Below are 22,748 nucleotides of genomic sequence, written 5' to 3'. Positions count from 1 at the left end.
AATTCTGCCATCTGACGAGTGACCCGCGGTCACTCGTCAGATGGCAGCTCGAACGCCCAGACCTTCGAGCCGAGGTCGGAGACGTAGAGGATGTCACCACCGCGGGCCAGACCGGTCGGTACGATGTCGTCGCCTCCGAGGTCGATCCTGGTCGGAACACCCTTGTCCACCAGCCACAGGCTCTTCGCCGGGACATCGGTGACCAGCCACCGCTCCTCGGTCAACGCGAGAATCTGGGGGCGCGAGTAGAAATCGACCCAGGCGTCGGGGAGAGGTACCACCTCGATCGGTTTTCCCTGCCGATCGAGCACCTGCAGGCGCCGATTCCCGGTGTCGCAGACCAGCAGGCGCCGGCGATCGAGCCAGGTCACGCCGACCGGCTCGACCAGCTGGCCGGGCTCGCTGCCCTCGCCGCCGATGGTCTCGATCGTCGGGCCGCCGCCGCCACCCGAAATGAGCACGATGCGCTTGTTACCCGTATCGGTCACCGCCACCGTGCCGTCTTCGGCGACAGCCACCGCGCGGGGGCCGTACCACCCTCCAGGTGCTTCGGGCATCGGCCGGACCTTGTTCGACGATCGATCGAACGCGAGCACACGGTGGTTCCAGGTGTCGGCAATTACCAGCACGCCGTCGGGCGTCCAAGCCACCGCCTCGGGCTGTTTGAGAGATTCCGGCACCTCGGCCTCGATCACGGCGTGCTCCTGGTCGAAGAAGACGATCTGGTTGAGAACCGAGTCCGCGACCGCCAGCTCACCCTCCTTGGACACGCTGAGGCCGCGCGGTTCGAACATCCATCCCTCGCCCAGGACTCGCGCGCTCCGGACGCCCAGGGCGGCTTCGAGAACCGAAGGCACTGCCACCGATCGGGTCGCCTCGATGGTCTCCTCGGTACGGCGCAGGACGACGGTGTCGGTCGACCCGATGGTCCCCCATGGGCGGCGGGTGAAGACATAGCGCAGGATATCACCCGCTTCAGGCTTGAAGTCCTCCGGGAGCCACCACGAGCGCAGCGGGATCCGCTCGCTGACATATCCCGAACCGAGCCTTTTGAGGACCGTTGGCAGCTCGTCCGGACCGCAGAAGACGATCGGCGGACGCTGACCCGTCTTGGGCTCATCCCACCAGACCGGGATGTTGCGCCAGTACCAGGAGAGCGGCCAGCCGGCCTCACCCGAAACCGCAGCCGCGGGATCAGCACCTGCGGCGGCGTGCTCGAGCCCCTCTCTCATCGGCAGCTTGATCTCGGGAGATGTCTGGACATAGACCAACGCCTCGACACGATCGCGATTCGGTGAGATCTCGTCGAGCACGAAGTTCGCGACCATCGTGGTAAGGACGGTCGCCGCGAGTCCGACGGCCGCCAGCGACCGGCTCCACCAGACACCCTGCGGCCCGAAGGTGCGCGCCAGCTGCATGCCGGCAAGTGGGAAGAACGCCCACACCTGGTGCACACCGAGCCACGGCACCTTTTCGCCCAGATACGCATACATGCCGATCGAAGCGAGGCCGAAGAGCAGCAACGTCCACTCCAGGGTCCGCATCTTCCGCCCCCGCCGAACGGCCCAGGCGAGGCCGGCTATGATCGGCAGAAACTCGTAGAGCGCCAACCGCGGAAGGTGGTACCACGGCGGGCCGGCGACACGCTCGATGCTGTGCTGGCCCCACCAGTAGGAGATCGCCTTGTACGGGAAGAACCAGTCGCCGGGATGGCGGAAACCGACGGTAAAGAGGGGCACGGTCACCACGACTGCCGCCGCCACCGCGCCGAGAAGGTGCCACCGGTGATCAGCGACCCACTTCAGCGTGAGCGGAAACATCTGGCGGATGCCGTTGTGAATCAGAATCAGGCCGAGCACACCTCCAACGAGAGCCGTGGTGACGAAGGCATTCTCCTTGGTGGCAAACGCCAGACCCACCCAGACACCAAACCAGATCCACGCTCTCGAGCTCCCACGAAGAGCGCGCCACAGCGCGACGAAGGCGGCCGAGGCGACCAGCGCCTCGAGAATGTCCATGCGCAGAAAGCGGCCATAGTAGAGCCAGATCGGCGAAATCGACGCCAGCAGGCCCATCCACCACGCGGCCCTGGGGCCGAACGGTCGGCGCAGAGACCATGCGATCCAGATCATGGCGATGCCCGAGAGAGCGATTGGCAACCGGGCGGTGAAATCCGAGTCGCCGGCGACGACGAAGGTCGCAGCCGTCAGATAGTAGAGCAGCGGTCCGTGATAGGTCGGATCGTACTGGTAAACGCCGTCCTTGAGCAGGACATGGGCCGCGTGGGCATGAATCGCCTCATCGTGGTGGTACGAGCGTTCGCCGAGGTTCCACAGATGGAGGGTCATCGAGAACGCAACCAGCACCAGCCATGGTACGTACTGCTTCCACTTCGGCCCTCCACCAGCGCAGCTCAATGCCATGTCCGAAGCTTATCAGAGGAGGAGGATGCTGGATGCTGGATGCTGGATGCTGGATGCTGGATGCTGGATGCTGGATGCTGGATGCTGGATGCTGGATTCAACGAATCGATAAATCGCGTTGCTGAATTGTCAAGGGGCTAGCCACGGCGAGGCCCAAGGGGCGAAGCCGGGTGGGTCGAGTATCGAGTATCCAGTATCGGTTGGGTGGGCGAATCCAGGATCCAGCATCGAGAGTCGGCTGGCCGGGGGGTCTCACTCGGCGAGATCGGTCAGGGTCTCGAGAACCACCTCGGACGATGCATCGGCGGGGAGTCTCACTACCAGCGGTCCCAGGCGATCCAGGACAACACCCTCGGCCTCGCCGAGCAGGAGAACCGGCATATGCAAACGTCCGAGGTCGCTTCTCGCGCCCCCGAACACATCCTCGGCCACCACCGCGACGCCCGGCGTCCACCCGTCGGTCAGATCCGCGAGCTGATCGAACGAAGGCGCATGGCGGACCTCGAGGTCGGCTCCGGCGAGCACCTCGATCTTTGCAGCTGCGGATCGGCCGTCGGCCTCGATCAACAAGACTTTCAGCGCTGGGCTCTCGGCTCGGCCCTCCAGCGGCTCGAGTCCGGCGGCCTCTCCCAGCGGCAGGCGAACGATGAATCGCGCACCTTCGCCGAGTGATGTCCGGACGTCCACCTCGCCATCGTGTGCCGACACGATGCTGTAGACCACCGCCAGGCCGAGACCCGAACCACGACCCTGGCGGCGCAGGGTGAAGAACGGCTCGAAGAGGTGTTCGCGCGCCTCGGACGGGATGCCCGCTCCGTCGTCGGCCACCTCGAGCACCGCACGCGCGGCCGTGTGCTCGACCCGCACCGTGATCCGTCCTCCACGCTCCTCCAGCGCGTCGCGCGCATTGATGACCAGGTTGACCAGCAACCGCCGCAGCCCGACCGGGTCGGCCACTACCGGTACGGCCTCATCTTCGAGCTCGATGACCAGATCCACATCGTCGGGCAGGAGATGCCGCAGCACACCCTCCTGCTGGCGGACCAGATCGACCAGATTGATCGTCCCGGGGGGAGAGCTCGGGTGGCGGGCAAAGAACAGCAGCTCGCGCACGACCTCGGTGCCCTGCTCGGCGAGATCGCCGATCGCAGCCACCGCCTCCTTCGCCGTTTCCGGGCGTCGCTGCATCAGGCGGACGTGGAGCAGAATCGCTGCCAGCAGGTTGTTGAAATCATGCGCCACCCCGCTGGCGAGCGTGCCCACCGCCTGCATCTTCTCCGCATCGCGAAGGCGGCTTTCCGAATCGACAGCTTCGGTGACGTCCCTGACCACCAGAATCGAGTGCTCCAGGCCGGCTGGAGAGGTCAGCGAGCAGTCGAGCAGCCGACCGCCATTCGACGTCCGCCACTGCGCCGGCCCCTCGCCGCGAAGCCGACTCGCCAGGTCAGCGGAAACTGCTTCTTGGTGGGGTTCGAGAGCCTGGTTCGCCAGCACGATCGAGCCACCGTCGTCAACCAGGGCGACCCCATCCATCATCGCATCAAAGGTCCGTCGCCACCGTTCACCCATTCGACGCACCTGGTCCGTCAGATCGTGGATGGCAACCAGGTAGCCACCCTTCCGATCGCCTGTTTCCAACCCCATGTGCAGTTCGACTTCAGCCAACTCGCCGTTCGCCAGTTTCCATGCCGCTTCAAGCACGGTGTCGCCCGCCTCATCAGCATCTTCGAGGGCTGACAGCAGCTCGTTCGCCGAAGGCTTCTCGAGGAATGTGGCGAGCGACGTGTTGGCCATCCTCGAAACCGGTCCACCGAGGTAGGGCTCGGCCGCAGGATTCGCTCCACGCAGTCCGAACCTGTCGTCGAGCCTGAGGAGCGGAGTCGGAGATGCCAGGAAGAGCTCCCGGAACCGGCGTTCGCTGGTGACCAGCGAACGGCGTTGCTCGGAGAGGCGCTCCGCCATGCCTGTGAAGGATCGCGCGAGCTCCCGAACCTCTGTCGTCGGGCCACCCTGCATCGGCTCGACCGGTCTGTCGGGATCGAATGTGCGGACCCACTCACCGAGCTCGTTCAACGGGCGGACGATTTGGCCGACCAGGACCAACCCGACAGCCAACGCCAGCGTCAATGCGATTCCGAGACCGGCGAGCAGGCGCGCAGCGGCAGCAGCCAGGTGGGCCCGAACCCGGGCCCGAGAAACCATGAGCACGACGTCGACCGAACCCTCGTCGCCCCACAGCCCGCCGCTGACCTTCACGTTTTGCTCGACGCGCATCAGGCTGCTGTCGAGCGACTCGGCCTCATCCGGAGAGGGGCCGAAGCGCCACAAGATCTGGCCATTCGAGTCCCGCACCTCACCGGCCCTCACGTCGGTCATCGAGACGGCCGTCAGGTACTCCGGAGAACCACCTTCAGCTGCGGCCAGAGCGAGCACCTGACCCAACACCTCGGCCCGGGAATGGAGCTCGTCCTCGAGTATTTGCCGCTCATGCCACAGGACGAGCGCACTGACCAGCACCAGAGTCACAACCAGGACCCCGAGCAGCCAGAGGAGAAAGCTCCGTCCGAGGGTCATGGGCAGCACCCCGGATCAGTGTCGGGACCCGGATCAGAAATCGAAGAAATCACCCTCGAAGACGTCTGACAGCTGACGCATGATTCCTGCGGAAAGGGCCGCCGTCACACCGGCCATGATGGTCGCACCTTTGGTTCGACCGACCAGGTAGCCGACAAGACCGACACATGCAACCGACCCGAACGGATGACGGCTGACGGTCTCCCGCCAGTCGATGGATTGCGGCACGAGAGAATCGAGAATCGAGTCGGCGTCGATTCCCCGCGCCGAACTCAGACCGTCGATCAGATCGTCACGCTCGTCATCGATTTCGATGTCTACCATCTGGTCACACCCCCGCTCAATCAGTCACGCGGCCGGGTGGCATATCCGACGATGAACCCGAGGGCGAGCGCTATCAGGATCGCCTTGCCCGGGTTGGTTCGGACATACTCGACGACCTCGTCGCCCTTTTGCTTGAAGTCGACCTCGGCGACCTTCGTCCTCGCCTTGCCGTACACGTCTTTGGCTTTCACCGACAGAACGTCGTACTGGTCCTTGGACTTGGAGTAGAGGATCTCCGCCTGCTCGCGAGATTTTGATGCCAGGACGCCCATCTTCTCCCGCGCTTCGGCGAGGTAATGCTTGGCCTCCTCCAGATATACCTTCGTCTGCTCGGCGCCGGAGACCGCTGTGTCCTTCGCCTTTCCCAACGCGACCTGCATCGTGGACTTGGCGCTCTCCATCGATTCCTGGGCTTTGGCAAGAGATGCCTTGACCTCGTTCAAACCACCGCCGGTCGCCTTGTCCGCAACCTCTTCGATGGCTTCATCGACCGTTTTCTTCTTTGTCGCCATTGCTGACCTCCTCGGTAGGGAGACATTCTAGGTTGAAATCGGTCGTGCGTCCAGCATCGACTGCATCCGCAATTCAAGGGGCTCGTGCTACGGCTCGACGGCTCGACGGCTCGACAGGAGGAATCGGGATCGGAGACCGGTGCTGGTTGGTCGCGGTAGGATAGCTGACGGAGGTTTCATGAAAATCACAGTGCTCGGGGCGGGTCGATGCGTGACGGGATCGAAATATCTGCTGGAATGGAAGAACTTCCGCATTCTGATCGACTCCGGACTCTTCCAGGGCCCGGCCAGGTACCGCCAGCTCAACTGGAAGAAGTTGCCGGTCCCACCGCACACCATCGACGCGGTCGTTCTGACCCATGCCCACATCGACCACTCGGGCTATCTGCCCCGTCTGTGCCGGCAGGGCTTCGAGGGTCCGGTCTTCTGCACACCGCCGACCCGAGCCCTGCTCGGCGTTCTTCTGCCGGACGCGGCTCATATCAACGAGGAGGAGGCGCGATACGCCAATAAGAAGGGATACTCGAAGCACAAACCCGCGTTACCGCTCTTCCGCATGGCCGACGCCCGCGCCGCCCTCAAGCTGCTCGAGTCAGCCGCCTTCGACCACTGGCACGAGCTCCGCCCGGGTATCCGTTTCCGTTATCACCGGCAGGGACACATCCTCGGCGCGGCGGCGATCGAGCTGGAGACGAAGGTAGCGGGAGGCGAGAAGAAGACAATCTATTTCTCGGGTGATGTCGGGCGTTACGGCATCCCGATCCTGCACGAGCCGCAACCTTACCCGGGCTCCGATGTGCTCTTCGTCGAGACGACCTACGGGGACCGGTTTCACGGGGACGAGGAGCCCCGCGTGGTGCTCGGCGACGAGGTGCGCGCCGGAATCGACCGCGGAGGTGTGATCATCATCCCGGCTTTCGCCATCGACCGCACCCAGGAGATCCTGTACCTGCTGCATGAGCTCATGGTCGACGGCGATATCCCGCAGATTCCGATCTATCTCGACAGCCCGATGGGCATCGAGGCGACCGCTCTCTACACACGGTACGTGGCCGAACACGACACCGAGATGCAGCATTTCTTCGCCAACCACGAGAACCCGATCTTTCCTCCCACCCTTCAGGTCACCCCGTCATCGGCAGAGTCGCGAAAGCTCAACTCCCTATCCGGGCCGGCCATCATCATCTCGGCCTCGGGCATGGTCACCGGCGGCCGCATCCTCCACCACCTCAAACTGCGCCTGCCAGACGAGAAGAACACCGTACTCTTTACCGGCTATCAGGCCGAGGGGACCAAAGGCCGCCGCCTGATAGAAGGCGAAGAGGAAATCAAGATCCACGGCGAGTGGATTCCGGTAAAGGCCCACATCTCGCAGATCACCGGGCTGTCGGCTCATGCCGACGCCGGGGAGCTCATTCTGTGGCTCGGGCGCCGCCAACGGGATCCGGAAAGAGTCGTGCTGATCCACGGTGAGTACGACGCTCAGCAGGCGTTCGCCGAACGGCTCAAACACGAGTTCGATTGGGACTCGGAAATCCCGGAGCTGGGAGACACGATCACCCTCTGAGCGCCAGTTCCAGATGAAAAACGCCGCAGCGAAATGCTGCGGCGTCGATGATTTCGGATTGAGGCGACTTCAGTCGTCCTTCTTCTCTTCGTCCGCCTCGGCAGGCTCCGCTTCGGATGCGGGCTTTTCAGCGGGCTCGTCGGCCTTGGCTTCCGGCTCGTCTTCGGGCACCACCTCGGCCGGTTCTTCTTCGACCGCTTCGGCAGCATCTGCCGCCTCGACCTCCGGCTCGCCCTCGTCGGCAGCCGGCTCGGCGATCTCCTCGGCCTCCTCTTCAGCGGTCGTCGGTTCGTCCTCGACAGCGTCCTTCTTGGCTCCACCGCCGAACACGCCCTTGGCGCGATCCATCAGAGAGGGTTTGGACGACGCACCGCCCTCTTCATGATCGGCAAGCTCGTAGTCAACGAACTCGATGATCGCCAACTCGGCACCGTCACCGCGACGACGGCCGAGGCGCATGATGCGCGTGTAGCCGCCCGGGCGATCACTGAAACGGGGCGCGATCTCGTCGAAGAGGCGGCTCACCACCTCCTTGTCGGGAACCATTGTCAGGACCTTGCGCCGCGCCGGCAGGGTTCCGGTCCCGGCGAGGGTGACCATGCGTTCTGCCAACGGACGCAGCTCCTTGGCCTTGGGCAGGGTCGTGACGATCCGGTCATGGGTGAACAGGGCCGTCAGCTGATTCCTGAACAGCGCCTTGCGATGGGCGGTCGTGCGGCCCAGCTTGCGGCCGCGAACTCGATGTCGCATCTCGGTCTCCCGCTTTCTACAGATCGAGGTTCATGCCAAAGCCGAGGCCGAGAACCTCGAGCTTCGAACGCACCTCTTTGAGGGATTTCTCTCCGAAGTTGCGGATCTCTACCATCTCCCTCTCGGAGCGGCTCACGAGATCGCGCAGAGTCCGGATGTTGGCGTTCTTCAAACAGTTCATGGACCTGATCGAGAGCTCCAGCGTCTCGATGGACGCATCGAGGATACTGTCCTCTTCCTCGGCTTCCGGCTCCTCAACCATCGCCACCGGCGATTCCTCGACCTCGGCCAGCGAGGTGTAAATCTCCATGTGGCCCTGTACCAGCTGGGCGGCCTGACTGAGGGCCTCTTCCGGCGCGATGGTGCCGTTGGTCCAGACCTCGAGAATCAGACGTTCGTAATTGGTCATGCGCCCGAAACGCGCCATCTCGACCCGGAAGTTGGCCTTTCTCACCGGCGAATGCGCCGAGTCGACCGGGATGAAGCCGACGTCGAGGTCGTCGCTTTGATTCTCTTCGGCCGGCACATAGCCGCGGCCCTTCGCCACGCGCACGGTCATCTTGAGCTTGCCGTCGGCCGAAAGAGTGGCCACGTGAACGTCCGGGTCGATCACCTCGACCTCGGAAGAACCGGCAAACTGACCGGCCGTGATCTCTCCCGCACCCTTGGCTTCGAGTGTCAGGAATGCGGGTCCCTGACCATGAATCTTGAGCGGAATCTTCTTCAGATTGAGAATGATGTCGGTGACGTCCTCGACAACACCCGGGACAGCGGAAAACTCGTGGTCCGCGCCTTCGATCTTGACCGCCGTAATCGCGGCCGACGGAATCGAAGACAACAGGGCTCGCCGCAGGCTGTTGCCGAGGGTCGTGCCCCAACCGCGCTCGAAGGGCTGTGCGAAGAAACGACCGAAGGTGGGACCGAATCCCTCCTCTTCGATCTCTACGTGTGTCGGGTGTTGGAAATCCTGCCAGATCATGCAGCCTCCACCTTAACGAGAATAGAGCTCGACGATGAGCTGCTCCTGGATCGGGAAGCGAATGTCCTCGCGCGCCGGGTTTTCGAGGACCTTGCCGGTGAATACACCTGCATCGAGCTCCAACCAGGGCGGAATGCCGCGACCCTGGGCGAACTCGAGGGCTTCCGAAATGTGAGTGTTCTTGCGACTTTTCTCGCGCACGCTGATCTCCATGCCAGGACGGACCCGGAATGAGGGGATATTGACGCGGCGGCCGTCGACCGAGATGTGGCCGTGACGGACCAGTTGGCGCGCCTGGGTGCGGGAGGTGGCGAACCCGAGTGAGTAGACGACGTTGTCGAGGCGCAGCTCGAGAAGCTGGAGGAGGGTCTCGCCGGTCACGCCCTTGCGCCTGTTCGCTTCATCAAAGGTGCGTCGGAACTGGCCCTCGAGGAGCCCGTAGATGCGGCGCAGCTTCTGCTTCTCCCGAAGCTGCAGACCGTAGGCCCGAACCTTGCGGCGGCGGCCCATCCCATGCTGGCCGGGGGGCGCGTTACGCCGCTCGATCGCACACTTCTCCTTGTAGCAGCGCTCGCCTTTCAAGAACAGCTTCATGCCCTCTCGGCGGCACAGTCGACAAACCGGTCCTCTGTATCGTGCCATCTTCTACCTCTTCCTCTAAACCCTGCGCCGTTTGCGCGGACGGCAACCGTTGTGCGGGATCGGCGTGAGGTCGCGGATGCTCCTGATGTCGAGCCCGCTCGCCGCCACTGCACGGATCGCCGATTCCCGGCCCGGGCCCGGACCTTTCACCAACACTTCAACCGAGCGCACACCTTGATCCTGGGCCTGTTCGGCCGCCGACTTCGCAGCCAGCTGGGCCGCGTACGGTGTCCCCTTGCGCGAGCCCTTGTAGCCGATCCGACCACCGGACGACCAGCACAGCGTGCCACCGCCCGGGTCGGCGAAGGTCACAATCGTGTTGTTGAAGGTGGCGTGGATATGGGCGACTGCATGGGGCACGTTCTTGCGCTCCCGACGCGGCTTCCGCCCACCTTTCTTTTCCTTTGCCATGATTCAGCTCCTGCTCTCAACTTGAGATGTGCGATTCTGCCGGATGATATGTGCCAAGATCTCGATGTTCTGGTGCTCGCGACAGGCGGAGGCATACCCAGAGGTATGTCGAGCACTGGCGCGAGTGCTCAGAGCACGGGAGATTGGTACAGATCGCCGGCGAGAATTGCACATCTCAAGTTTCATTTCGAGACTTTTTTCTTGCCGGCGACAGCCTGACGACGCGGGCCCTTGCGGCCGCGTGCATTGGTGTGGGTTCGCTGGCCACGAACCGGAAGCCCACGGCGATGCCGGATGCCTCGATAGCTCCCGATCTCGATCAGGCGCTTGATGTTCATGGCGACCTCCCGGCGGAGATCACCCTCGACGCCACCCTCGTTCTGGATCACCTGCTGGATCGCCAGAACTTCGGCCTCGGAGAGGTCCTTGACCTTGATCCCCTCTTCGACCTTGGCCTTTTCGAGGATCTTCTTGGCGCGGGTGCGACCGATACCATAGATATATGTGAGGCCGATCTCGACTCTTTTGCCGGCCGGCAGATCAACGCCTGCAATTCGTGCCACCAGATACCTCCCCGATCAGCCTTGCCGTTGCTTGTGCTTCGGGTTCTCGCAGATCACCCTGACCACGCCTTTGCGGCGGATGATCTTGCATTTCGCACACATTTTCTTGACCGATGGACGAACTTTCATTGTCGTCCTCCCTATTTGTATCGATACACGATGCGCCCTCTCGTCAAATCGTACGGAGAGAGCTCCACCAGAACTTTGTCGCCCGGAAGGATGCGAATGAAGTGCTTGCGCATCTTGCCCGAGATGTGGGCCAGCACCTCGTGGCCGTTTTCAAGCTCGACGCGGAACATCGCGTTGGGCAAGGGTTCGACCACAGTGGCCACCACTTCGATCGCCTCTTCCTTAGGCATTCAAAAACTCCTCGGATCCGAGCACACGACGACCGTCAGGAGTGACCGCCACCGAGCACTCAAAATGGGCTGCGAGTCTACCGTCTTCCGTCCTTGCTGTCCAGCCGTCGTCATCAATCTTCACTCGCCACGAACCGCCCGTGATCATTGGCTCGATCGCAATCACGAGTCCCGGCTTGAGCTTCTGTCCGTGGCCCGCCTTGCCGTAGTTCGGCACCTGCGGTTCTTCGTGCAGCGAGCGCCCGATGCCGTGCCCGACGAACTCGCGCACGACGCCGAAACCAGCCGCCTCGGCCCGCTGCTGAACCGCAGCTCCAACATCACCCAACCGGCCATCGGGTCGCACCGCGGACACCGCGTCCGCAAGGCACACCCGGGTGACGTCCATCAGGCGTTGCGCCTCTTGCTCAATGGCGCCGATCCCGAAGGTCACTGCGGAGTCTCCGTAATAACCATCGAGCAGAACGCCACAGTCGATGCTCACGAGATCTCCGTTTTGGAGTCGGTTCTTCCCGTTGGGGATGCCGTGGACGATGACATCGTTGACAGAAGTGCAGAGTGTCGCGGGGTAGCCTCGATAACCCTTGAATGCCGGTTCACCGCCAGCCTCCAGGATCATCCCTTCGGCAAGCTTGTCCAGCTCGCCGGTCGAGATGCCCGGCCCGGCTGCGGCCTCGACGGCCTGGAGAACCTCGTGGACGAGGCGGTTGGCCCTGTCCATGGTCTCCAGCTCGCGTTCGGATTTGAGGCAGATCATGAAATTAACCACGCCTCCCGCGAACTCTACCCTTGCGCATGAACCCGTCGTAATGACGCATCACAAGCTGCGATTCGATCTGTTGGACCGTGTCCATGGCAACGCCGACGACGATCAGGAGCGAGGTGCCGCCGAAGAAGAACTTGACCCCGAGACCCTCGGTGAACCAGCTCGGCAAGATGGCGTCCAGTGTCGGTCCGATGACCGGAATCGTCGCAACCTTGAAGCCGGCGATCAGGATCTCCGGCAGGATCGCGACCAGCGCGAGGTAGACGGCACCCACCAGGGTAATGCGAGTGAGGACCTTGTCGATGAACTCGGCGGTCGGCTTGCCTGGTCGGATTCCAGGTATGAACCCACCGTACTTGCGCATGTTCTCGGCCGTATCCTCCGGGTTGAAGATGATCGACGTGTAGAAGTAGCAGAAGAAAATGATCGCGAGGAAGTACACAAGGTTGTACATCGGCTCGCCCCAGGCCAGCGCCTCCGTAATCTTCTGCAGCCAGCGGTTGTCGATCATCTGCCCGAGGGTCTGCGGGAAGGACATGATCGAGGCGGCGAAGATCACCGGAATCACGCCGCCGGTGTTGATGCGCAGCGGCAGGTAGGTGCTTTGCCCGCCATAGACTCGGCGCCCGACCACGCGTTTGGCGTACTGGATGGGTATTCGCCGCTGAGCCCGTTCCATGTAGACGATCGCGGCCACAACCACGATCATGAATATCACCAGCAGAACAACCGTGATGATGTTGAGCGCGCCGGTCTTGACGTCGGTGATCGTGTTGAAGATCGCCGCCGGCAAACCGACTACGATACCGGCAAAGATGATCAGGGAAATACCGTTGCCGATGCCACGCTCCGAGATCTGTTCGCCGAGCCACATGACGAACGCCGTTCCGGTGGTCAGGGTCAGAACCGTCAGGAGGCGGAAGCCCCATCCCTGAAAATGTTCCGGCACCAGCGGCGCACCGCCCGGGGCGGTCGTCCGCTCGAGGAAGAACGAGATGCCAAGCGACTGGATCACCGACAGGACGACGGTGCCGTAGCGCGTGTACTGGGTGATCTTGCGTCGGCCGAGCTCGCCCTCCTTTGACAGCTTCTCGAGGTACGGCCACACGACGGTCAGAAGCTGGAGGATGATCGAGGATGAAATATAGGGCATGATGCCGAGCGCGAAGACCGTCATGCGCCCGAGCGCACCGCCCGAGAACAGGTTCAGGAATCCGAGCACGGTGCCTTCTGCCGCCTTGGTGAACTCGGCGATTGCTACCGGGTCGATGCCAGGAATCGGGATGAAGGCGCCGAGCCGGTACACCGCGAGCAGAGCAAAGGTAAAGAGCACCCGCTTGCGAAGGTCCGGGATCGCGAAGATATTGCGGAAACTCTCGATCACGACGTCACCACCTCGCAGCTACCGCCCGCTTTTTCGATGCCTTCCTTGGCCGCCGCCGAGAACTTGTGCGCCTGCACAGTCAGCTTCTTCTTGAGCTCCCCGTCACCGAGCACCTTGACTGGCTTCTTGCCGCGCTTCGTAAGGCCTTTCTCGATCAGAGTCTCGACTGAAACCGTATCGCCGTCCGCAAAGACCCTTTCCAGATCCCGCAGGTTTACGACCTGATATTCGACCCTGAAAACGTTGTAGAAACCACGTTTCGGGATGCGGCGCACGAGCGGCATTTGACCACCCTCGAAGCCGTAGCGCCGCGAGTACCCGCTCCGCGACTTCTGCCCCTTGTGGCCTTTACCGGCGGTCTTTCCGGTGCCGGAGCCCGGACCGCGACCGATTCGTTTGCGTCCCTTCTTCGCCCCGGGCGCTGGATGTAAATCATGAAGTTCCACGGTTCAGCCCTCCACTTCCTCTACCGAAACCAGGTGGGTGACCTTGGACACCATGCCGCGGATCGTCGGATGATCGCGGCGCGTCACCGACCGGCCGATACGTCCCAGACCGAGACTGGACAGCACGAGTCGCTGCTTTCGCGCGAATCCGATCTGGCTGCGCACCTGGGTAATCTTGAGCATCTTGCCCGAACCCTCGGCTTTCTTCGCGGTCGCTCTGGAAGTCTCGGCCTTGGCCGGAGCCTTCTTCGGCGCGGCCTTCCTTTCGGCCGGCTTCTGCGCCGTTGCATTCTTCTCGGCGGTCGTCTTGGTGTCGGCCTTCTTTTCTTCTGCCGCCTTCTTCGGCGCGGCTTTCTTGGCCGCAGGCTTCTTGGCAGCCGATTTCTTGGCCGTTGCCTTCCTTTCGGCTGCCTTCTTCGGCGCCGCCTTCTTGGCAGAGGTTTTCTTCTCAGCCGGCTTCTTGGCCGTCGTTTTCTTTGCGGCCGACTTCTTGGGCGCAGCCTTCTTCGCTGCAGCCTTCTTCGCCGGCGCCTTCTCGGCCGCGACCTCTTTCTCGTCGGCCGCCTTCTGTTTCTTTTCTTCCGCAGTCATCAGCTGTCATCTCCCTCGGCGACCTCAGGCTCGATCGCCTCCTCGGCCACCTCGGTTTTCTCACCTTCCTCAGCCACATCCGCAGCCTCTACCTCTGCTGGAGTCTCCGCTTCTTCCGGCGCCGGGCCGAGGTCAATGCCGCGCAACCGATTGACCTGTCCGCTGGTCATCAGGCGGTCGATGGCATCGAAGGTGGCGCGAACCACGTTGAATGGATTGCGGCTGCCAACGATCTTCGTCAGCACGTCGGCGACCCCCGCCGACTCCATCACAGCACGCACGCCGCCGCCCGCGATGACACCCGTACCGGGTGAAGCCGGACGGAGCAGAACCCGGGTCGCGCCCCACCGCCCCCACACCAGGTGAGGCACGGTTCCGCTGACCAGCGGGATCTTCACCATCTCCTTACGAGCCTGCTCGCTCGCCTTCTGGATTGCCGGCGGCACCTCGCGCGCCTTGCCGGTGCCGTATCCGACCTTGCCCGAACCGTCGCCCGCAACGACCACGGCGGAGAACGAGAAGTTCTTGCCGCCCTTGACGACCTTTGCGACACGGTTGATGTGAACGACTGTTTCGGCGAACTCGGACTCTCGGTTCATCATCTCAGCAACCCCTAAAACTTCAGGCCCGCTTCGCGGGCTCCGTCTGCAATCGCGCGAATCACACCGTGGTACGGGAACCCGCCGCGGTCGAAAACGACCGTTTCCACGCCACGCTCCTTGGCACGCTCGCCGATGAGCTTCCCGAGCATGGTGCCGGCGTCGCGATTGCCGGTAGTCTTGAGGCTTCCAGCGGCCTCTTTTTCGAGAGTCGACGCCGACGCCAGCGTGATGCCCGAAACATCATCGATGACCTGGGCGTAAACGTGCCGCAGGCTCCGATACACAGACAGGCGCGGTCGATCCGCGGTTCCGCGGACAGCACCCCGGTAGCGCCGCCGAATCCTCTCGCGGCGCTGCTTACGATCTTGAACCCTCATGCTGTCACTCCCTGCTTCCCGGCCTTGGTCCGGAAACGCTCGCCGAAGTAGCGGATGCCCTTGCCTTTGTACGGCTCGGGTGGCCGCAGGCCGCGAATCTCGGCCGCAATCTGGCCGACCTTCTGGCGGTCTATGCCTTTGACGGTCACCGTATTCGCCTTCGCATCGACGTCGATCTCGATGCCGTCCGGCACCGCAAAGTCGATCGGATGCGAATAGCCGAGGTTGAAGATCACGCTCTTGCCCTTGCCCTCGGCCCGGTAGCCGATGCCGACGATCTCCAACTTCTTCTCCCAACCCTCGGAAACGCCGGTTGTGGCGTTTGCCAGCAGGGCGCGAGTCAGACCGTGGAACGACCGGCTCTGGGGCTCATCGTCGGCACGGTTGATATTGAGGTTCCCGTCCTCGACGGCCGCGGTGATGCCCGGCAGAATGGTCACCTGCAGCTGGCCCTTCGGGCCCTTGACGTTGACCACGTCGCCGGAGATCGAGACATCGACCCCCTTCGGCAACGGGATCGGCAGTTTTCCTATGCGTGACATTTCGTCCCCCTACCAGATCTCACACAGGACTTCGCCACCCACGCGCATGCCACGCGCCTGCTCGTCGGTGAGAATGCCCCGATTGGTCGAGATCACAGCGACTCCGAGGCCATTTCGCACCTTTGGCAGCTCATCCACCCCGCGGTAGATCCTGCAACCGGGGCGAGACACCCGCTGCAGGCCATGGATCACCGGCTCGCCGTCATCGGCGTACTTGAGATAGATGCGAATCGTCCCCTGCGGCCCCTCCTCGATCACCTTGAAGGTGCGGATGAATCCTTCCTGTTTGAGGATCTTGGCCAACTCGAGCTTCATCTTCGAAGCCGGCACGTCGGTGCGATCGTGGCGCACCGTCGTAGCGTTCCGAATACGGGTCAGGAGGTCAGAAATCGGATCAGTCATACCCATGATTCAACCTCCTACCAGCTCGCCTTGGTGACCCCGGGCAGGTAGCCTTCGAGGGCCAGCTTGCGAAAACACACCCTGCAGAGCTGGAACTTGCGCATATAGCCCCGCGGACGGCCGCAGACCCGACAACGGTTGCGCTGACGGACCTTGAATTTCGGCTTCTTCAGGCTCTTCGCGATCATTGCCTTACGTGCCACGGTGCCTCCTAACGACTCTTGAACGGCATGCCCATTTCAGCCAGGAGCGAACGCGCCTGGTCGTCGGTGGGTGCCGTGGTTGTGATGGTGATGTTCATTCCCATGGTGCTTTCGACCTTCTGGTAGTCCACTTCTGGGAAGACCAGAATGTCGCGAATTCCGAGCGTGTAGTTGCCGCGACCGTCAAAGGCGTTGGGGGAGATGCCGCGAAAATCTCGAACGCGTGGCAGCCCGATGCAGATCAGGCGGTCGAGAAATTCGTACATCCTCTCCCTACGCAGAGTCACCCGCGCACCGACCGGCATGCCCTCACGCAGCTTGAAGGCTGCAATCGATTTCCGGGCTTTCCGAACCTCGGGCAATTGGCCGGTGATGTTGGCCAACTGCTCCATCGCCACCTCGAGCAGCTTGGCGTTTCGGCTCGCCTCGCCAACCCCGATGTTGCAGGTGATCTTGCTGATCTTCGGTACCTGCATCGGGTTGGTCAACTCGAACTCCTTCTGGAGCTTCGGGAAGACCTCCTCACGATACTTTTCCTGCAAGCGCGCCATCGTCCCTCCTAACGGTCGAGAATCGCGCCGTCGACCTTGGCGACGCGGACCTTTCGTCCGTCGTCGAGCACCCGGATACCGATCCGGGATCGTTGTCCGCTGTCCGGTGAGATCACCATCACATTGGAAGCGTGGATCGGTGCCTCCCGTTCCACGACTCCGCCCTTCACGTTCTTCTGCGGGTTGGGTCGGGTGTGGCGCTTGATCATGTTCACGCCCTCGATCACCAACCGTTCCCGGTCCCGGTCGACAACCAGGACTCTGCCCTGCTTGCCGGCATCCTTGCCGGAAATGACTTCGACGGTGTCACCTTTTCTGATCTTCATCACTGCTCCTACAGAACCTCTGGGGCCAATGAAACGATCTTCATGAATCGTTTCTCGCGGAGTTCACGGGCAACCGGACCAAAAACGCGGGTGCCGACCGGCTCGCGCTCGGCGTTGACCAGCACTGCTGCGTTCTCGTCGAACGTGATGTACGAGCCGTCACGCCGACGCGCTCGAGAGCGCGTGCGGACCACGACTGCCTTGACGACGGTGCCTTTCTTGATCTCCGACTCCGGCGTCGCCTCCTTGACCGAGCACACGACGATGTCGCCGAGACCCGCATAGCGGGGCGCCGAGGAACCGCCGAGCTGCCGAATCGCCTGCAAGCGACGGGCGCCGGAGTTGTCGGCGACACTGAGCATTGTTCCCATCTGGATCATGGCGTCCCTCCGACTACTTCGCGCGCTCGATGACCTTGCGGACGCGCCACCTCTTTCTCTTCGAAAGCGGTCGGCACTCCTCGATCAACACGCGGTCTCCCTCGTTGCAGTTGTTCTCCTCGTCGTGCGCCATGAACTTCGAGGAAGTGCGAACGAATTTCTGGTACAGCGGGTGCATGACCAAGTTCTCGACCTTCACCACGACCGACTTGTCGGCCGCCGAGGAAGTCACCAGGCCCACCTTGGTGGTCTTGCGCGAGGTATTCTCTCTATCCATCATCCTGCACTCTCCTCGACCCGACGCTCATTCATCACCGTCAGCACCCGGGCGATGTTCCTGCGAACCTCGCGGATCTTGATGGGATTCTCGATCTGCCCGGTCGACTTCTGGAACCGGAGCTTGAAGAGCTGCTCCTCGAGATCTCCCAGAGTCTTCCGAAGCTCGTCGTCTGACCGCTCGCGAATGTCCTTGGCCTTCATAGCTGATCTTTCCTGCTCACGAATCGAGTTTTGATGGGGAGCTTGTGCGCCGCGAGTCGCATCGCCTCGCGGGCGATGTTCTCGTTGACGCCCTCCATCTCATAAAGGATGCGGGCAGGCTTGACGACCGCCACCCACTCCTCGGGGTTGCCCTTGCCCTTACCCATACGGGTTTCGAGCGGTTTTTTGGTCACCGGTTTGTCGGGGAAAACTCGAATCCAGATCTTGCCGCCGCGTTTGACGTGACGGGTCATCGCGATTCGTGCCGCCTCGATCTGGCGGGCGGTGATCCAGCCACGCTCAACCGCCTGCAGCGCGTAGTCTCCGAAGGAAACCTTTGATCCGCGCTCGGCGATGCCGCGGTTTTTGCCCCGCTGCTGCTTTCTGTACTTGACCTTCTTCGGCATCAACATGGCGGTTCTCCTTCACACACGCGGCCGGATGGCGCGCTGCCGATGGCGCTCGCCCCGGTAGACCCAGACCTTGACCCCGATCACCCCATACGTGGTGTAGGAGGTCTTGAAGCCGTAGTCGATATCGGCCTTCAGGGTGTGCAACGGCAGACGGCCCTGCTGGTACCACTCGGCGCGGGCGATCTCGGCGCCGTTCAGGCGACCGGCGCAGCGGATCTTGATCCCCTGGGCTCCGAAACGGAGCGCATTCTCGATTGCGCGGCGCATCGCTCTGCGGAAGGCGATACGGCGCTCCAGCTGGCGCGCCACGTTGGCGGCAATCAGATGAGCATCGATCTCGGGACGCTGAATCTCCTGGATGTTGATGTGGATGTCCTGCCCATAGCGACGCATGAGGTCGTCGCGCAGTTTGTCCACCTCGGCACCCTTCCGTCCGATGATGATGCCCGGCCGACCGGAGAGAATGTTGACACGCAGCTTGGATGCGGTCCGCTCGATGTCAACCGCACTGACGGCCGCGTTCTCGAGCCTCGCGAGGAGTTCCTGCCTGAGCTGGAGATCCTCGTGGAGGAGGTTCGCGTAATCCTTGCCGTCCGCATACCAGCGAGACCGCCACGTGTTGTTGTAGCCCAGGCGAAAGCCGTACGGATGCGTTTTCTGGCCCACGTTAGACTCCTATTCCTTCACCGAGAGCTCGACGGTGACGTGGCACATCCGCTTCAGGATTCTGTGCATCCTCACCCATTTCGAAGCCGGACGGCCGCGCCGAAGGCTCGGACCGCCGTCAACGGTGATCTTGCTGATGAAGACCTGATCGACATCGACGCTGGGCTGCGACTGCTCGAGGTTGGCGAGCGCCGACTTGACCAGCTTGGCGACGTCCTTCGCCGCGTACTTGGGGCTCAGTTGCAACGACGTGAGGGCCGGTTCAACTGCCTGGCCACGGACCATGTCCGCAACCAGCCGCACCTTTCGCGGCGACGAACGATAGTACCTCAGTTGAGCTCGTGAATCCATCATGCCCCCTCGCTACACGCCCTTCTCGCGCCGCGTGCCCGAGTGGCCCCGGAAAGTCCGGGTCGGCGCGAACTCACCTAGCTTGTGCCCGACCATGTTCTCGGTGATGAACACCGGCACGAACTTGTGGCCGTTGTGCACCGCAATCGTCATACCGACCATCAGCGGGGTGACTGTCGAGCGCCGGGACCAGGTCTTGATGACCCGGCGGTCGCCGGCACCGCTCACCGCCTCCACCTTTTTCGCCAGATGTTCGTCGACAAACGGCCCTTTGCGGATTGAACGTGACATGATCTCCTCCCCCTACTTCTTCCTGCGCCGCGCTACGATCAGCCGATCCGACGCCTTGGGCCGGCGGGTCTTGGCGCCCTTCGTGGGCCAGCCCCAGGGAGAGACCGGGTGACGGCCCTTGTTGCGTCCCTCGCCACCGCCGTGCGGATGGTCGACCGGGTTCATTGCGGTGCCCCGGGTCTGCGGTCTGACCCCGAGCCAGCGAGAGCGGCCGGCCTTGCCGAGGGCGAGATTGCTGTGATCCTGATTCCCGACCTGACCAATCGTCGCCATGCACGACGACAACACCATGCGCATCTCTCCGGAAGGCATACGAAGGGTCGTGTACTTCCCCTCCTTGGCCATAATCTGGGCCGAGGTTCCGGCTGAGCGCACCATCTGCCCACCCTTGCCGGGCTTGAGCTCGACGTTGTGGACCAGGGTGCCGAGCGGGATGTTGCCGATCGGCATCGCGTTCGCCACCCGCACATCCGCCTTCTGCCCGGCAACAACGGTGTCATTCACCTTCAGGCCGACCGGAGCGAGGATGTAACGCTTCTCGCCGTCGGCGTAGTGGAGCAGAGCGATGTTGGCAGAGCGGTTTGGGTCATACTCGATCGTCGCCACTCGCGCCGGCACATCAAACTTGTTACGCCGGAAATCGATGATGCGGTAGCGCCGTTTGTGACCCCTGCCGCGGTGCCGAGAAGTGATGTGACCCTCGGCATTTCGGCCCGAGGAACGCTTCTTGCCCTCGGTCAGCTTCTTCTCGGGACGGCTCGTCGTGATCTCCCGAAAATCGGAGGTGGTGACGAATCGTCGTCCCGGAGATGTCGGTTTGTATGACCGGATCGCCATGACAGACTCCTCAGATACCTTCGAAGAACTCGAGCGTCTTCGAGCCTTCGGCCAGTGTTACGTACGCCTTGCGGCTGGCCCCGCGGTGGCTGACAGTGCGGCCGTAGCGCAGGATCGGTTTGCCCTTGCGATTGACGATATGGACGCCCGTTACCTTGACGTCAAAGAGCTCCTCGACCGCATTTCGGACCTGGATCTTGTTGGCCCGGCGATCGACCTCGAAGCACACGGTGTTCTCACGCTCCTGCATGAGCGTCGTTTTCTCGGTAATGATCGGCCGCAGAATGATCTGGCGAGGCTTCATGACAGCACCTCCGCGAGCGAAAGCACCGACGGCTGGGAGGCGACGATCCAGCGGTGGTTGAGCACCTCGTAGGCGTTGAGCGATCCGGCGTCGAGCATCTTCAGCTCTGGCCGGTTGCGGCTCGCGAGGTGGAGGTTGAGATTCTCCAGGCCATCCACTAACAGCACCTTGTCACCCTTGACGCCGAGCTTGTCGAGGCGACCGAGGAAGTCCTTGGTTTTCGGTGCGTCGAGCTCGAGCGAGTCGAGCACCAGCAACCGGCCCTCGGCCAGACGTTGCGACAGAACACCGCTCAGGGCGGCGCGGCGCGCCTTCTTGTTCACCTTCTGTGCGTAGGATCGCGGCCGCGGCCCGTGTACGGTGCCGCCCGAACGCCACAGGGGCGACTGGCGGGAACCGGCTCGGGCACGTCCGGTGTGCTTCTGGCGCCACGGCTTCGAGCGGGTGCCCTTGACGTCGGAACGCTCCTTGGTCTTGTGGGTCCCGCGCCGGCGGCTCGCCAGGTACGCACGTACGACCTCCCACACCAGGTGCTGGTTCACCTCGCGGGCGAAGATGGCGTCGGGGAGTTCGATCTCTCCCGTTACCTTGTTGTCCCAGTTCTTGACTTCGATCTTCATGACACCACCCATCCCCTCACGACACCTTGACGATCCGGATATAGCTGTTGCGTGCACCCGGGACGCCGCCCTTGAGGAAGAGCAGATTCCGATCCGCGTCCACCTTCACGACCTTGGCGTTCTTCACCGTGACCCGCTTGTTGCCCATCTGTCCGGGCATCCCCTGTCCCGGAAAGACGCGGGAAGGCCAGGCCGAACGACCGATGGATCCCGGCGCGCGGTGAAACATCGAGCCGTGGCTGGCGCGGCCGCCGCCGAAGTTGTGTCGCTTGATGACACCCTGGAAGCCGCGGCCCTTTGACTTGCCGACCACGTGCACCTTCTCGTCGGCCGAGAAGATGTCCGCCAGCACGGAGTCACCGGGCTTCGCCTCGTCCTCGCTGTCGACCGGAACCTCGGCCACGAAGCGCGTCGGCGGAATACCGGCCGCCGAGAAATGGCCGCCGATCGCCTTTGGCGCATCGCGCCGCGGACTCCGTTCCACGAGCCCGAGCTGCACCGCCTCGTAGCCGTCGGAATCTTCGGACTTGCGCTGAACGATCACGCATGGCCCGGCCTCGACTACCGTCACCGGGACAACCCGGCCGGCATCATCGAAGATCTGGGTCATGCCGACTTTCTTGCCGAGTATGCCGCGTACCATCGGATCACCTCGCTCCGTAGGCCTTGATCTCGACATCGACGCCGGCCGGCAGCTCGAGCTTCATCAAAGCATCGATGGTCTGCTGGGTCGGCTCGAGAATGTCGAGCAGCCTCTTGTGGGTGCGGATCTCGAACTGCTCGCGCGACTTTTTGTCGACGTGCGGAGACCGCAGCACCGTGAATCGCTGGATATGGGTCGGCAGCGGGATCGGCCCCGCGATGCGCGCCCCGGTGCGTTGCGCCGTGTCCACGATTTCAGTCGCTGATTGGTCCAGCAGCCGATAGTCGTAGGCCTTCAGACGGATGCGGATTTTGTCGCTCGCCATCGTCTACTCCAGGATGTCCGTGATGGAGCCGGCACCGACGGTGCGGCCACCCTCGCGAATGGCGAAGCGCAAGCCCTTCTCCATCGCGATCGGGGTGATCAACTCCACCTCCAGGTTCGTGTTGTCTCCCGGAATCACCATCTC

At 62.8% G+C, this 22,748-nt stretch carries 36 protein-coding genes; 1 reads left to right on the top strand and 35 read right to left on the bottom strand.

Going from position 1 to position 22,748, the window contains the following annotated elements:
* Nucleotides 1–29: 29 nt before the first annotated feature.
* The 4 genes from LJE93_11535 to LJE93_11520 all read right to left on the bottom strand — a co-directional run bounded on the left by LJE93_11535 (nucleotide 30) and on the right by LJE93_11520 (nucleotide 5,833).
* On the bottom strand, nucleotides 30–2,423 hold the full coding sequence (locus tag LJE93_11535) for a TIGR03663 family protein (protein MCG6949536.1): 2,394 nt from the start codon (nucleotides 2,421–2,423) through the stop codon (nucleotides 30–32).
* 252 nt (nucleotides 2,424–2,675) lie between these two features.
* A complete protein-coding gene (locus tag LJE93_11530) occupies nucleotides 2,676–4,997 on the bottom strand; it encodes a PAS domain-containing protein (GenBank protein MCG6949535.1) in 2,322 nt (773 codons plus the stop codon).
* A gap of 33 nt (nucleotides 4,998–5,030) precedes the next feature.
* The gene (locus LJE93_11525; protein ID MCG6949534.1) at nucleotides 5,031–5,321 is read right to left on the bottom strand and encodes a hypothetical protein; all 291 of its coding nucleotides are present in this window, start codon (nucleotides 5,319–5,321) and stop codon (nucleotides 5,031–5,033) included.
* A gap of 20 nt (nucleotides 5,322–5,341) precedes the next feature.
* The gene (locus LJE93_11520; GenBank protein MCG6949533.1) at nucleotides 5,342–5,833 is read right to left on the bottom strand and encodes a hypothetical protein; all 492 of its coding nucleotides are present in this window, start codon (nucleotides 5,831–5,833) and stop codon (nucleotides 5,342–5,344) included.
* 178 nt (nucleotides 5,834–6,011) lie between these two features.
* On the opposite strand from LJE93_11520, the gene LJE93_11515 reads away from it, so the two are divergent.
* Nucleotides 6,012–7,400, top strand: a complete 1,389-nt coding sequence (locus LJE93_11515; GenBank protein MCG6949532.1) for an MBL fold metallo-hydrolase — start codon at nucleotides 6,012–6,014, stop codon at nucleotides 7,398–7,400.
* 69 nt (nucleotides 7,401–7,469) lie between these two features.
* Here LJE93_11515 and rplQ read toward each other — a convergent pair whose 3' ends face one another.
* The 31 genes from rplQ to tuf all read right to left on the bottom strand — a co-directional run.
* Nucleotides 7,470–8,150 (bottom strand): 50S ribosomal protein L17, encoded by a 681-nt coding sequence (gene rplQ / locus LJE93_11510; GenBank protein ID MCG6949531.1) that lies wholly within the window; start codon nucleotides 8,148–8,150, stop codon nucleotides 7,470–7,472.
* 16 nt (nucleotides 8,151–8,166) lie between these two features.
* Entirely contained in the window at nucleotides 8,167–9,129 is a 963-nt protein-coding gene (locus LJE93_11505; protein ID MCG6949530.1) for a DNA-directed RNA polymerase subunit alpha, read from the bottom strand.
* Between the two features lie 12 nt (nucleotides 9,130–9,141).
* Complete coding sequence (gene rpsD, locus LJE93_11500) at nucleotides 9,142–9,771, bottom strand: 30S ribosomal protein S4 (protein ID MCG6949529.1); 630 nt, start codon at nucleotides 9,769–9,771, stop codon at nucleotides 9,142–9,144.
* A gap of 15 nt (nucleotides 9,772–9,786) precedes the next feature.
* Nucleotides 9,787–10,182 carry a 30S ribosomal protein S11 gene (rpsK, locus tag LJE93_11495; protein ID MCG6949528.1) on the bottom strand — a complete coding sequence of 132 codons (396 nt, stop codon included), beginning with the start codon at nucleotides 10,180–10,182 and terminating at the stop codon, nucleotides 9,787–9,789.
* A 182-nt stretch (nucleotides 10,183–10,364) separates the two neighbouring features.
* Nucleotides 10,365–10,745 (bottom strand): 30S ribosomal protein S13, encoded by a 381-nt coding sequence (rpsM, locus tag LJE93_11490; protein ID MCG6949527.1) that lies wholly within the window; start codon nucleotides 10,743–10,745, stop codon nucleotides 10,365–10,367.
* A 15-nt stretch (nucleotides 10,746–10,760) separates the two neighbouring features.
* Nucleotides 10,761–10,874, bottom strand: a complete 114-nt coding sequence (gene rpmJ / locus LJE93_11485) for a 50S ribosomal protein L36 (protein ID MCG6949526.1) — start codon at nucleotides 10,872–10,874, stop codon at nucleotides 10,761–10,763.
* An 11-nt stretch (nucleotides 10,875–10,885) separates the two neighbouring features.
* A complete protein-coding gene (gene infA / locus LJE93_11480) occupies nucleotides 10,886–11,104 on the bottom strand; it encodes a translation initiation factor IF-1 (protein ID MCG6949525.1) in 219 nt (72 codons plus the stop codon).
* Nucleotides 11,097–11,861 carry a type I methionyl aminopeptidase gene (gene map / locus LJE93_11475; GenBank protein MCG6949524.1) on the bottom strand — a complete coding sequence of 255 codons (765 nt, stop codon included), beginning with the start codon at nucleotides 11,859–11,861 and terminating at the stop codon, nucleotides 11,097–11,099. The genes infA and map overlap by 8 nt, the downstream gene beginning before the upstream one ends.
* A 4-nt stretch (nucleotides 11,862–11,865) precedes the next feature.
* Nucleotides 11,866–13,254: a preprotein translocase subunit SecY gene (secY, locus tag LJE93_11470; GenBank protein ID MCG6949523.1), complete on the bottom strand. Its 1,389-nt coding sequence runs from the start codon at nucleotides 13,252–13,254 to the stop codon at nucleotides 11,866–11,868.
* Nucleotides 13,251–13,700, bottom strand: a complete 450-nt coding sequence (rplO, locus tag LJE93_11465) for a 50S ribosomal protein L15 (GenBank protein ID MCG6949522.1) — start codon at nucleotides 13,698–13,700, stop codon at nucleotides 13,251–13,253. The genes secY and rplO overlap by 4 nt, the downstream gene beginning before the upstream one ends.
* A 3-nt stretch (nucleotides 13,701–13,703) precedes the next feature.
* A complete protein-coding gene (gene rpmD, locus LJE93_11460) occupies nucleotides 13,704–14,291 on the bottom strand; it encodes a 50S ribosomal protein L30 (GenBank protein MCG6949521.1) in 588 nt (195 codons plus the stop codon).
* Nucleotides 14,291–14,893: a 30S ribosomal protein S5 gene (gene rpsE, locus LJE93_11455; GenBank protein MCG6949520.1), complete on the bottom strand. Its 603-nt coding sequence runs from the start codon at nucleotides 14,891–14,893 to the stop codon at nucleotides 14,291–14,293. The genes rpmD and rpsE overlap by 1 nt, the downstream gene beginning before the upstream one ends.
* Nucleotides 14,894–14,904: 11 nt before the next feature.
* Entirely contained in the window at nucleotides 14,905–15,270 is a 366-nt protein-coding gene (rplR, locus tag LJE93_11450) for a 50S ribosomal protein L18 (protein MCG6949519.1), read from the bottom strand.
* Complete coding sequence (gene rplF, locus LJE93_11445; GenBank protein ID MCG6949518.1) at nucleotides 15,267–15,812, bottom strand: 50S ribosomal protein L6; 546 nt, start codon at nucleotides 15,810–15,812, stop codon at nucleotides 15,267–15,269. The genes rplR and rplF overlap by 4 nt, the downstream gene beginning before the upstream one ends.
* A gap of 9 nt (nucleotides 15,813–15,821) precedes the next feature.
* Nucleotides 15,822–16,220 carry a 30S ribosomal protein S8 gene (gene rpsH / locus LJE93_11440; GenBank protein ID MCG6949517.1) on the bottom strand — a complete coding sequence of 133 codons (399 nt, stop codon included), beginning with the start codon at nucleotides 16,218–16,220 and terminating at the stop codon, nucleotides 15,822–15,824.
* An 11-nt stretch (nucleotides 16,221–16,231) separates the two neighbouring features.
* Nucleotides 16,232–16,417, bottom strand: coding sequence for a type Z 30S ribosomal protein S14 (locus LJE93_11435; GenBank protein ID MCG6949516.1), 186 nt, complete (start codon nucleotides 16,415–16,417; stop codon nucleotides 16,232–16,234).
* A gap of 8 nt (nucleotides 16,418–16,425) precedes the next feature.
* Nucleotides 16,426–16,968 carry a 50S ribosomal protein L5 gene (rplE, locus tag LJE93_11430; GenBank protein MCG6949515.1) on the bottom strand — a complete coding sequence of 181 codons (543 nt, stop codon included), beginning with the start codon at nucleotides 16,966–16,968 and terminating at the stop codon, nucleotides 16,426–16,428.
* Between the two features lie 8 nt (nucleotides 16,969–16,976).
* On the bottom strand, nucleotides 16,977–17,294 hold the full coding sequence (rplX, locus tag LJE93_11425) for a 50S ribosomal protein L24 (GenBank protein ID MCG6949514.1): 318 nt from the start codon (nucleotides 17,292–17,294) through the stop codon (nucleotides 16,977–16,979).
* Between the two features lie 8 nt (nucleotides 17,295–17,302).
* Complete coding sequence (gene rplN / locus LJE93_11420) at nucleotides 17,303–17,674, bottom strand: 50S ribosomal protein L14 (protein MCG6949513.1); 372 nt, start codon at nucleotides 17,672–17,674, stop codon at nucleotides 17,303–17,305.
* A gap of 13 nt (nucleotides 17,675–17,687) precedes the next feature.
* The gene (rpsQ, locus tag LJE93_11415; GenBank protein MCG6949512.1) at nucleotides 17,688–17,951 is read right to left on the bottom strand and encodes a 30S ribosomal protein S17; all 264 of its coding nucleotides are present in this window, start codon (nucleotides 17,949–17,951) and stop codon (nucleotides 17,688–17,690) included.
* Entirely contained in the window at nucleotides 17,951–18,154 is a 204-nt protein-coding gene (gene rpmC / locus LJE93_11410) for a 50S ribosomal protein L29 (protein MCG6949511.1), read from the bottom strand. The genes rpsQ and rpmC overlap by 1 nt, the downstream gene beginning before the upstream one ends.
* The gene (gene rplP, locus LJE93_11405; GenBank protein MCG6949510.1) at nucleotides 18,151–18,567 is read right to left on the bottom strand and encodes a 50S ribosomal protein L16; all 417 of its coding nucleotides are present in this window, start codon (nucleotides 18,565–18,567) and stop codon (nucleotides 18,151–18,153) included. The genes rpmC and rplP overlap by 4 nt, the downstream gene beginning before the upstream one ends.
* Before the next feature lie 12 nt (nucleotides 18,568–18,579).
* The gene (gene rpsC / locus LJE93_11400; protein MCG6949509.1) at nucleotides 18,580–19,233 is read right to left on the bottom strand and encodes a 30S ribosomal protein S3; all 654 of its coding nucleotides are present in this window, start codon (nucleotides 19,231–19,233) and stop codon (nucleotides 18,580–18,582) included.
* Nucleotides 19,234–19,242: 9 nt separating this feature from the next.
* Entirely contained in the window at nucleotides 19,243–19,587 is a 345-nt protein-coding gene (rplV, locus tag LJE93_11395) for a 50S ribosomal protein L22 (protein MCG6949508.1), read from the bottom strand.
* Between the two features lie 9 nt (nucleotides 19,588–19,596).
* Entirely contained in the window at nucleotides 19,597–19,875 is a 279-nt protein-coding gene (rpsS, locus tag LJE93_11390) for a 30S ribosomal protein S19 (protein ID MCG6949507.1), read from the bottom strand.
* A gap of 12 nt (nucleotides 19,876–19,887) precedes the next feature.
* The gene (gene rplB, locus LJE93_11385; GenBank protein MCG6949506.1) at nucleotides 19,888–20,712 is read right to left on the bottom strand and encodes a 50S ribosomal protein L2; all 825 of its coding nucleotides are present in this window, start codon (nucleotides 20,710–20,712) and stop codon (nucleotides 19,888–19,890) included.
* A gap of 10 nt (nucleotides 20,713–20,722) precedes the next feature.
* Nucleotides 20,723–21,016, bottom strand: a complete 294-nt coding sequence (rplW, locus tag LJE93_11380; GenBank protein MCG6949505.1) for a 50S ribosomal protein L23 — start codon at nucleotides 21,014–21,016, stop codon at nucleotides 20,723–20,725.
* Nucleotides 21,013–21,636 (bottom strand): 50S ribosomal protein L4, encoded by a 624-nt coding sequence (gene rplD, locus LJE93_11375; protein ID MCG6949504.1) that lies wholly within the window; start codon nucleotides 21,634–21,636, stop codon nucleotides 21,013–21,015. The genes rplW and rplD overlap by 4 nt, the downstream gene beginning before the upstream one ends.
* Nucleotides 21,637–21,652: 16 nt before the next feature.
* Nucleotides 21,653–22,279 (bottom strand): 50S ribosomal protein L3, encoded by a 627-nt coding sequence (gene rplC, locus LJE93_11370; GenBank protein ID MCG6949503.1) that lies wholly within the window; start codon nucleotides 22,277–22,279, stop codon nucleotides 21,653–21,655.
* A 4-nt stretch (nucleotides 22,280–22,283) separates the two neighbouring features.
* Nucleotides 22,284–22,604 (bottom strand): 30S ribosomal protein S10, encoded by a 321-nt coding sequence (rpsJ, locus tag LJE93_11365; protein MCG6949502.1) that lies wholly within the window; start codon nucleotides 22,602–22,604, stop codon nucleotides 22,284–22,286.
* A gap of 3 nt (nucleotides 22,605–22,607) precedes the next feature.
* On the bottom strand, nucleotides 22,608–22,748 hold a 141-nt coding region (tuf, locus tag LJE93_11360), incomplete at its 5' end, for an elongation factor Tu (protein MCG6949501.1).

It is taken from the genome of Acidobacteriota bacterium (assembly GCA_022340665.1).
GTDB lineage: Bacteria > Acidobacteriota > Thermoanaerobaculia > Thermoanaerobaculales > Sulfomarinibacteraceae > Sulfomarinibacter.
The sequence above is the reverse complement of the archived record's forward strand: the minus strand, read 5'-3'. Positions and strand labels throughout refer to the sequence as shown.

Coding starts and splice junctions, on each gene's coding strand:
- rplP (MCG6949510.1), bottom strand. CDS start 18,567: ATGTTGATGCCGAAGAAGGTCAAGTACAGAAAGCAGCAGCGGGGCAAA.
- rpsE (MCG6949520.1), bottom strand. CDS start 14,893: ATGATGAACCGAGAGTCCGAGTTCGCCGAAACAGTCGTTCACATCAAC.
- rpsK (MCG6949528.1), bottom strand. CDS start 10,182: ATGGCAAAGGAAAAGAAAGGTGGGCGGAAGCCGCGTCGGGAGCGCAAG.
- rpsH (MCG6949517.1), bottom strand. CDS start 16,220: ATGGGTATGACTGATCCGATTTCTGACCTCCTGACCCGTATTCGGAAC.
- rpmD (MCG6949521.1), bottom strand. CDS start 14,291: ATGACTGCGGAAGAAAAGAAACAGAAGGCGGCCGACGAGAAAGAGGTC.
- rplF (MCG6949518.1), bottom strand. CDS start 15,812: ATGTCACGCATAGGAAAACTGCCGATCCCGTTGCCGAAGGGGGTCGAT.
- infA (MCG6949525.1), bottom strand. CDS start 11,104: ATGCCTAAGGAAGAGGCGATCGAAGTGGTGGCCACTGTGGTCGAACCC.
- LJE93_11515 (MCG6949532.1), top strand. CDS start 6,012: ATGAAAATCACAGTGCTCGGGGCGGGTCGATGCGTGACGGGATCGAAA.
- LJE93_11535 (MCG6949536.1), bottom strand. CDS start 2,423: ATGGCATTGAGCTGCGCTGGTGGAGGGCCGAAGTGGAAGCAGTACGTA.
- rplX (MCG6949514.1), bottom strand. CDS start 17,294: ATGAAGATCAGAAAAGGTGACACCGTCGAAGTCATTTCCGGCAAGGAT.
- LJE93_11530 (MCG6949535.1), bottom strand. CDS start 4,997: ATGACCCTCGGACGGAGCTTTCTCCTCTGGCTGCTCGGGGTCCTGGTT.
- rpmC (MCG6949511.1), bottom strand. CDS start 18,154: ATGAAGGCCAAGGACATTCGCGAGCGGTCAGACGACGAGCTTCGGAAG.
- rpsJ (MCG6949502.1), bottom strand. CDS start 22,604: ATGGCGAGCGACAAAATCCGCATCCGTCTGAAGGCCTACGACTATCGG.
- map (MCG6949524.1), bottom strand. CDS start 11,861: ATGATCTGCCTCAAATCCGAACGCGAGCTGGAGACCATGGACAGGGCC.
- rplW (MCG6949505.1), bottom strand. CDS start 21,016: ATGAAGCCTCGCCAGATCATTCTGCGGCCGATCATTACCGAGAAAACG.
- rplV (MCG6949508.1), bottom strand. CDS start 19,587: ATGATGGATTCACGAGCTCAACTGAGGTACTATCGTTCGTCGCCGCGA.
- LJE93_11505 (MCG6949530.1), bottom strand. CDS start 9,129: ATGATCTGGCAGGATTTCCAACACCCGACACACGTAGAGATCGAAGAG.
- LJE93_11525 (MCG6949534.1), bottom strand. CDS start 5,321: ATGGTAGACATCGAAATCGATGACGAGCGTGACGATCTGATCGACGGT.
- rplN (MCG6949513.1), bottom strand. CDS start 17,674: ATGATCCAGATGGGAACAATGCTCAGTGTCGCCGACAACTCCGGCGCC.
- rplR (MCG6949519.1), bottom strand. CDS start 15,270: ATGAGGGTTCAAGATCGTAAGCAGCGCCGCGAGAGGATTCGGCGGCGC.
- rplQ (MCG6949531.1), bottom strand. CDS start 8,150: ATGCGACATCGAGTTCGCGGCCGCAAGCTGGGCCGCACGACCGCCCAT.
- rpsD (MCG6949529.1), bottom strand. CDS start 9,771: ATGGCACGATACAGAGGACCGGTTTGTCGACTGTGCCGCCGAGAGGGC.
- rpsQ (MCG6949512.1), bottom strand. CDS start 17,951: ATGGATAGAGAGAATACCTCGCGCAAGACCACCAAGGTGGGCCTGGTG.
- rpsS (MCG6949507.1), bottom strand. CDS start 19,875: ATGTCACGTTCAATCCGCAAAGGGCCGTTTGTCGACGAACATCTGGCG.
- rplC (MCG6949503.1), bottom strand. CDS start 22,279: ATGGTACGCGGCATACTCGGCAAGAAAGTCGGCATGACCCAGATCTTC.
- rpmJ (MCG6949526.1), bottom strand. CDS start 10,874: ATGAAAGTTCGTCCATCGGTCAAGAAAATGTGTGCGAAATGCAAGATC.
- rplD (MCG6949504.1), bottom strand. CDS start 21,636: ATGAAGATCGAAGTCAAGAACTGGGACAACAAGGTAACGGGAGAGATC.
- rplB (MCG6949506.1), bottom strand. CDS start 20,712: ATGGCGATCCGGTCATACAAACCGACATCTCCGGGACGACGATTCGTC.
- LJE93_11520 (MCG6949533.1), bottom strand. CDS start 5,833: ATGGCGACAAAGAAGAAAACGGTCGATGAAGCCATCGAAGAGGTTGCG.
- rplE (MCG6949515.1), bottom strand. CDS start 16,968: ATGGCGCGCTTGCAGGAAAAGTATCGTGAGGAGGTCTTCCCGAAGCTC.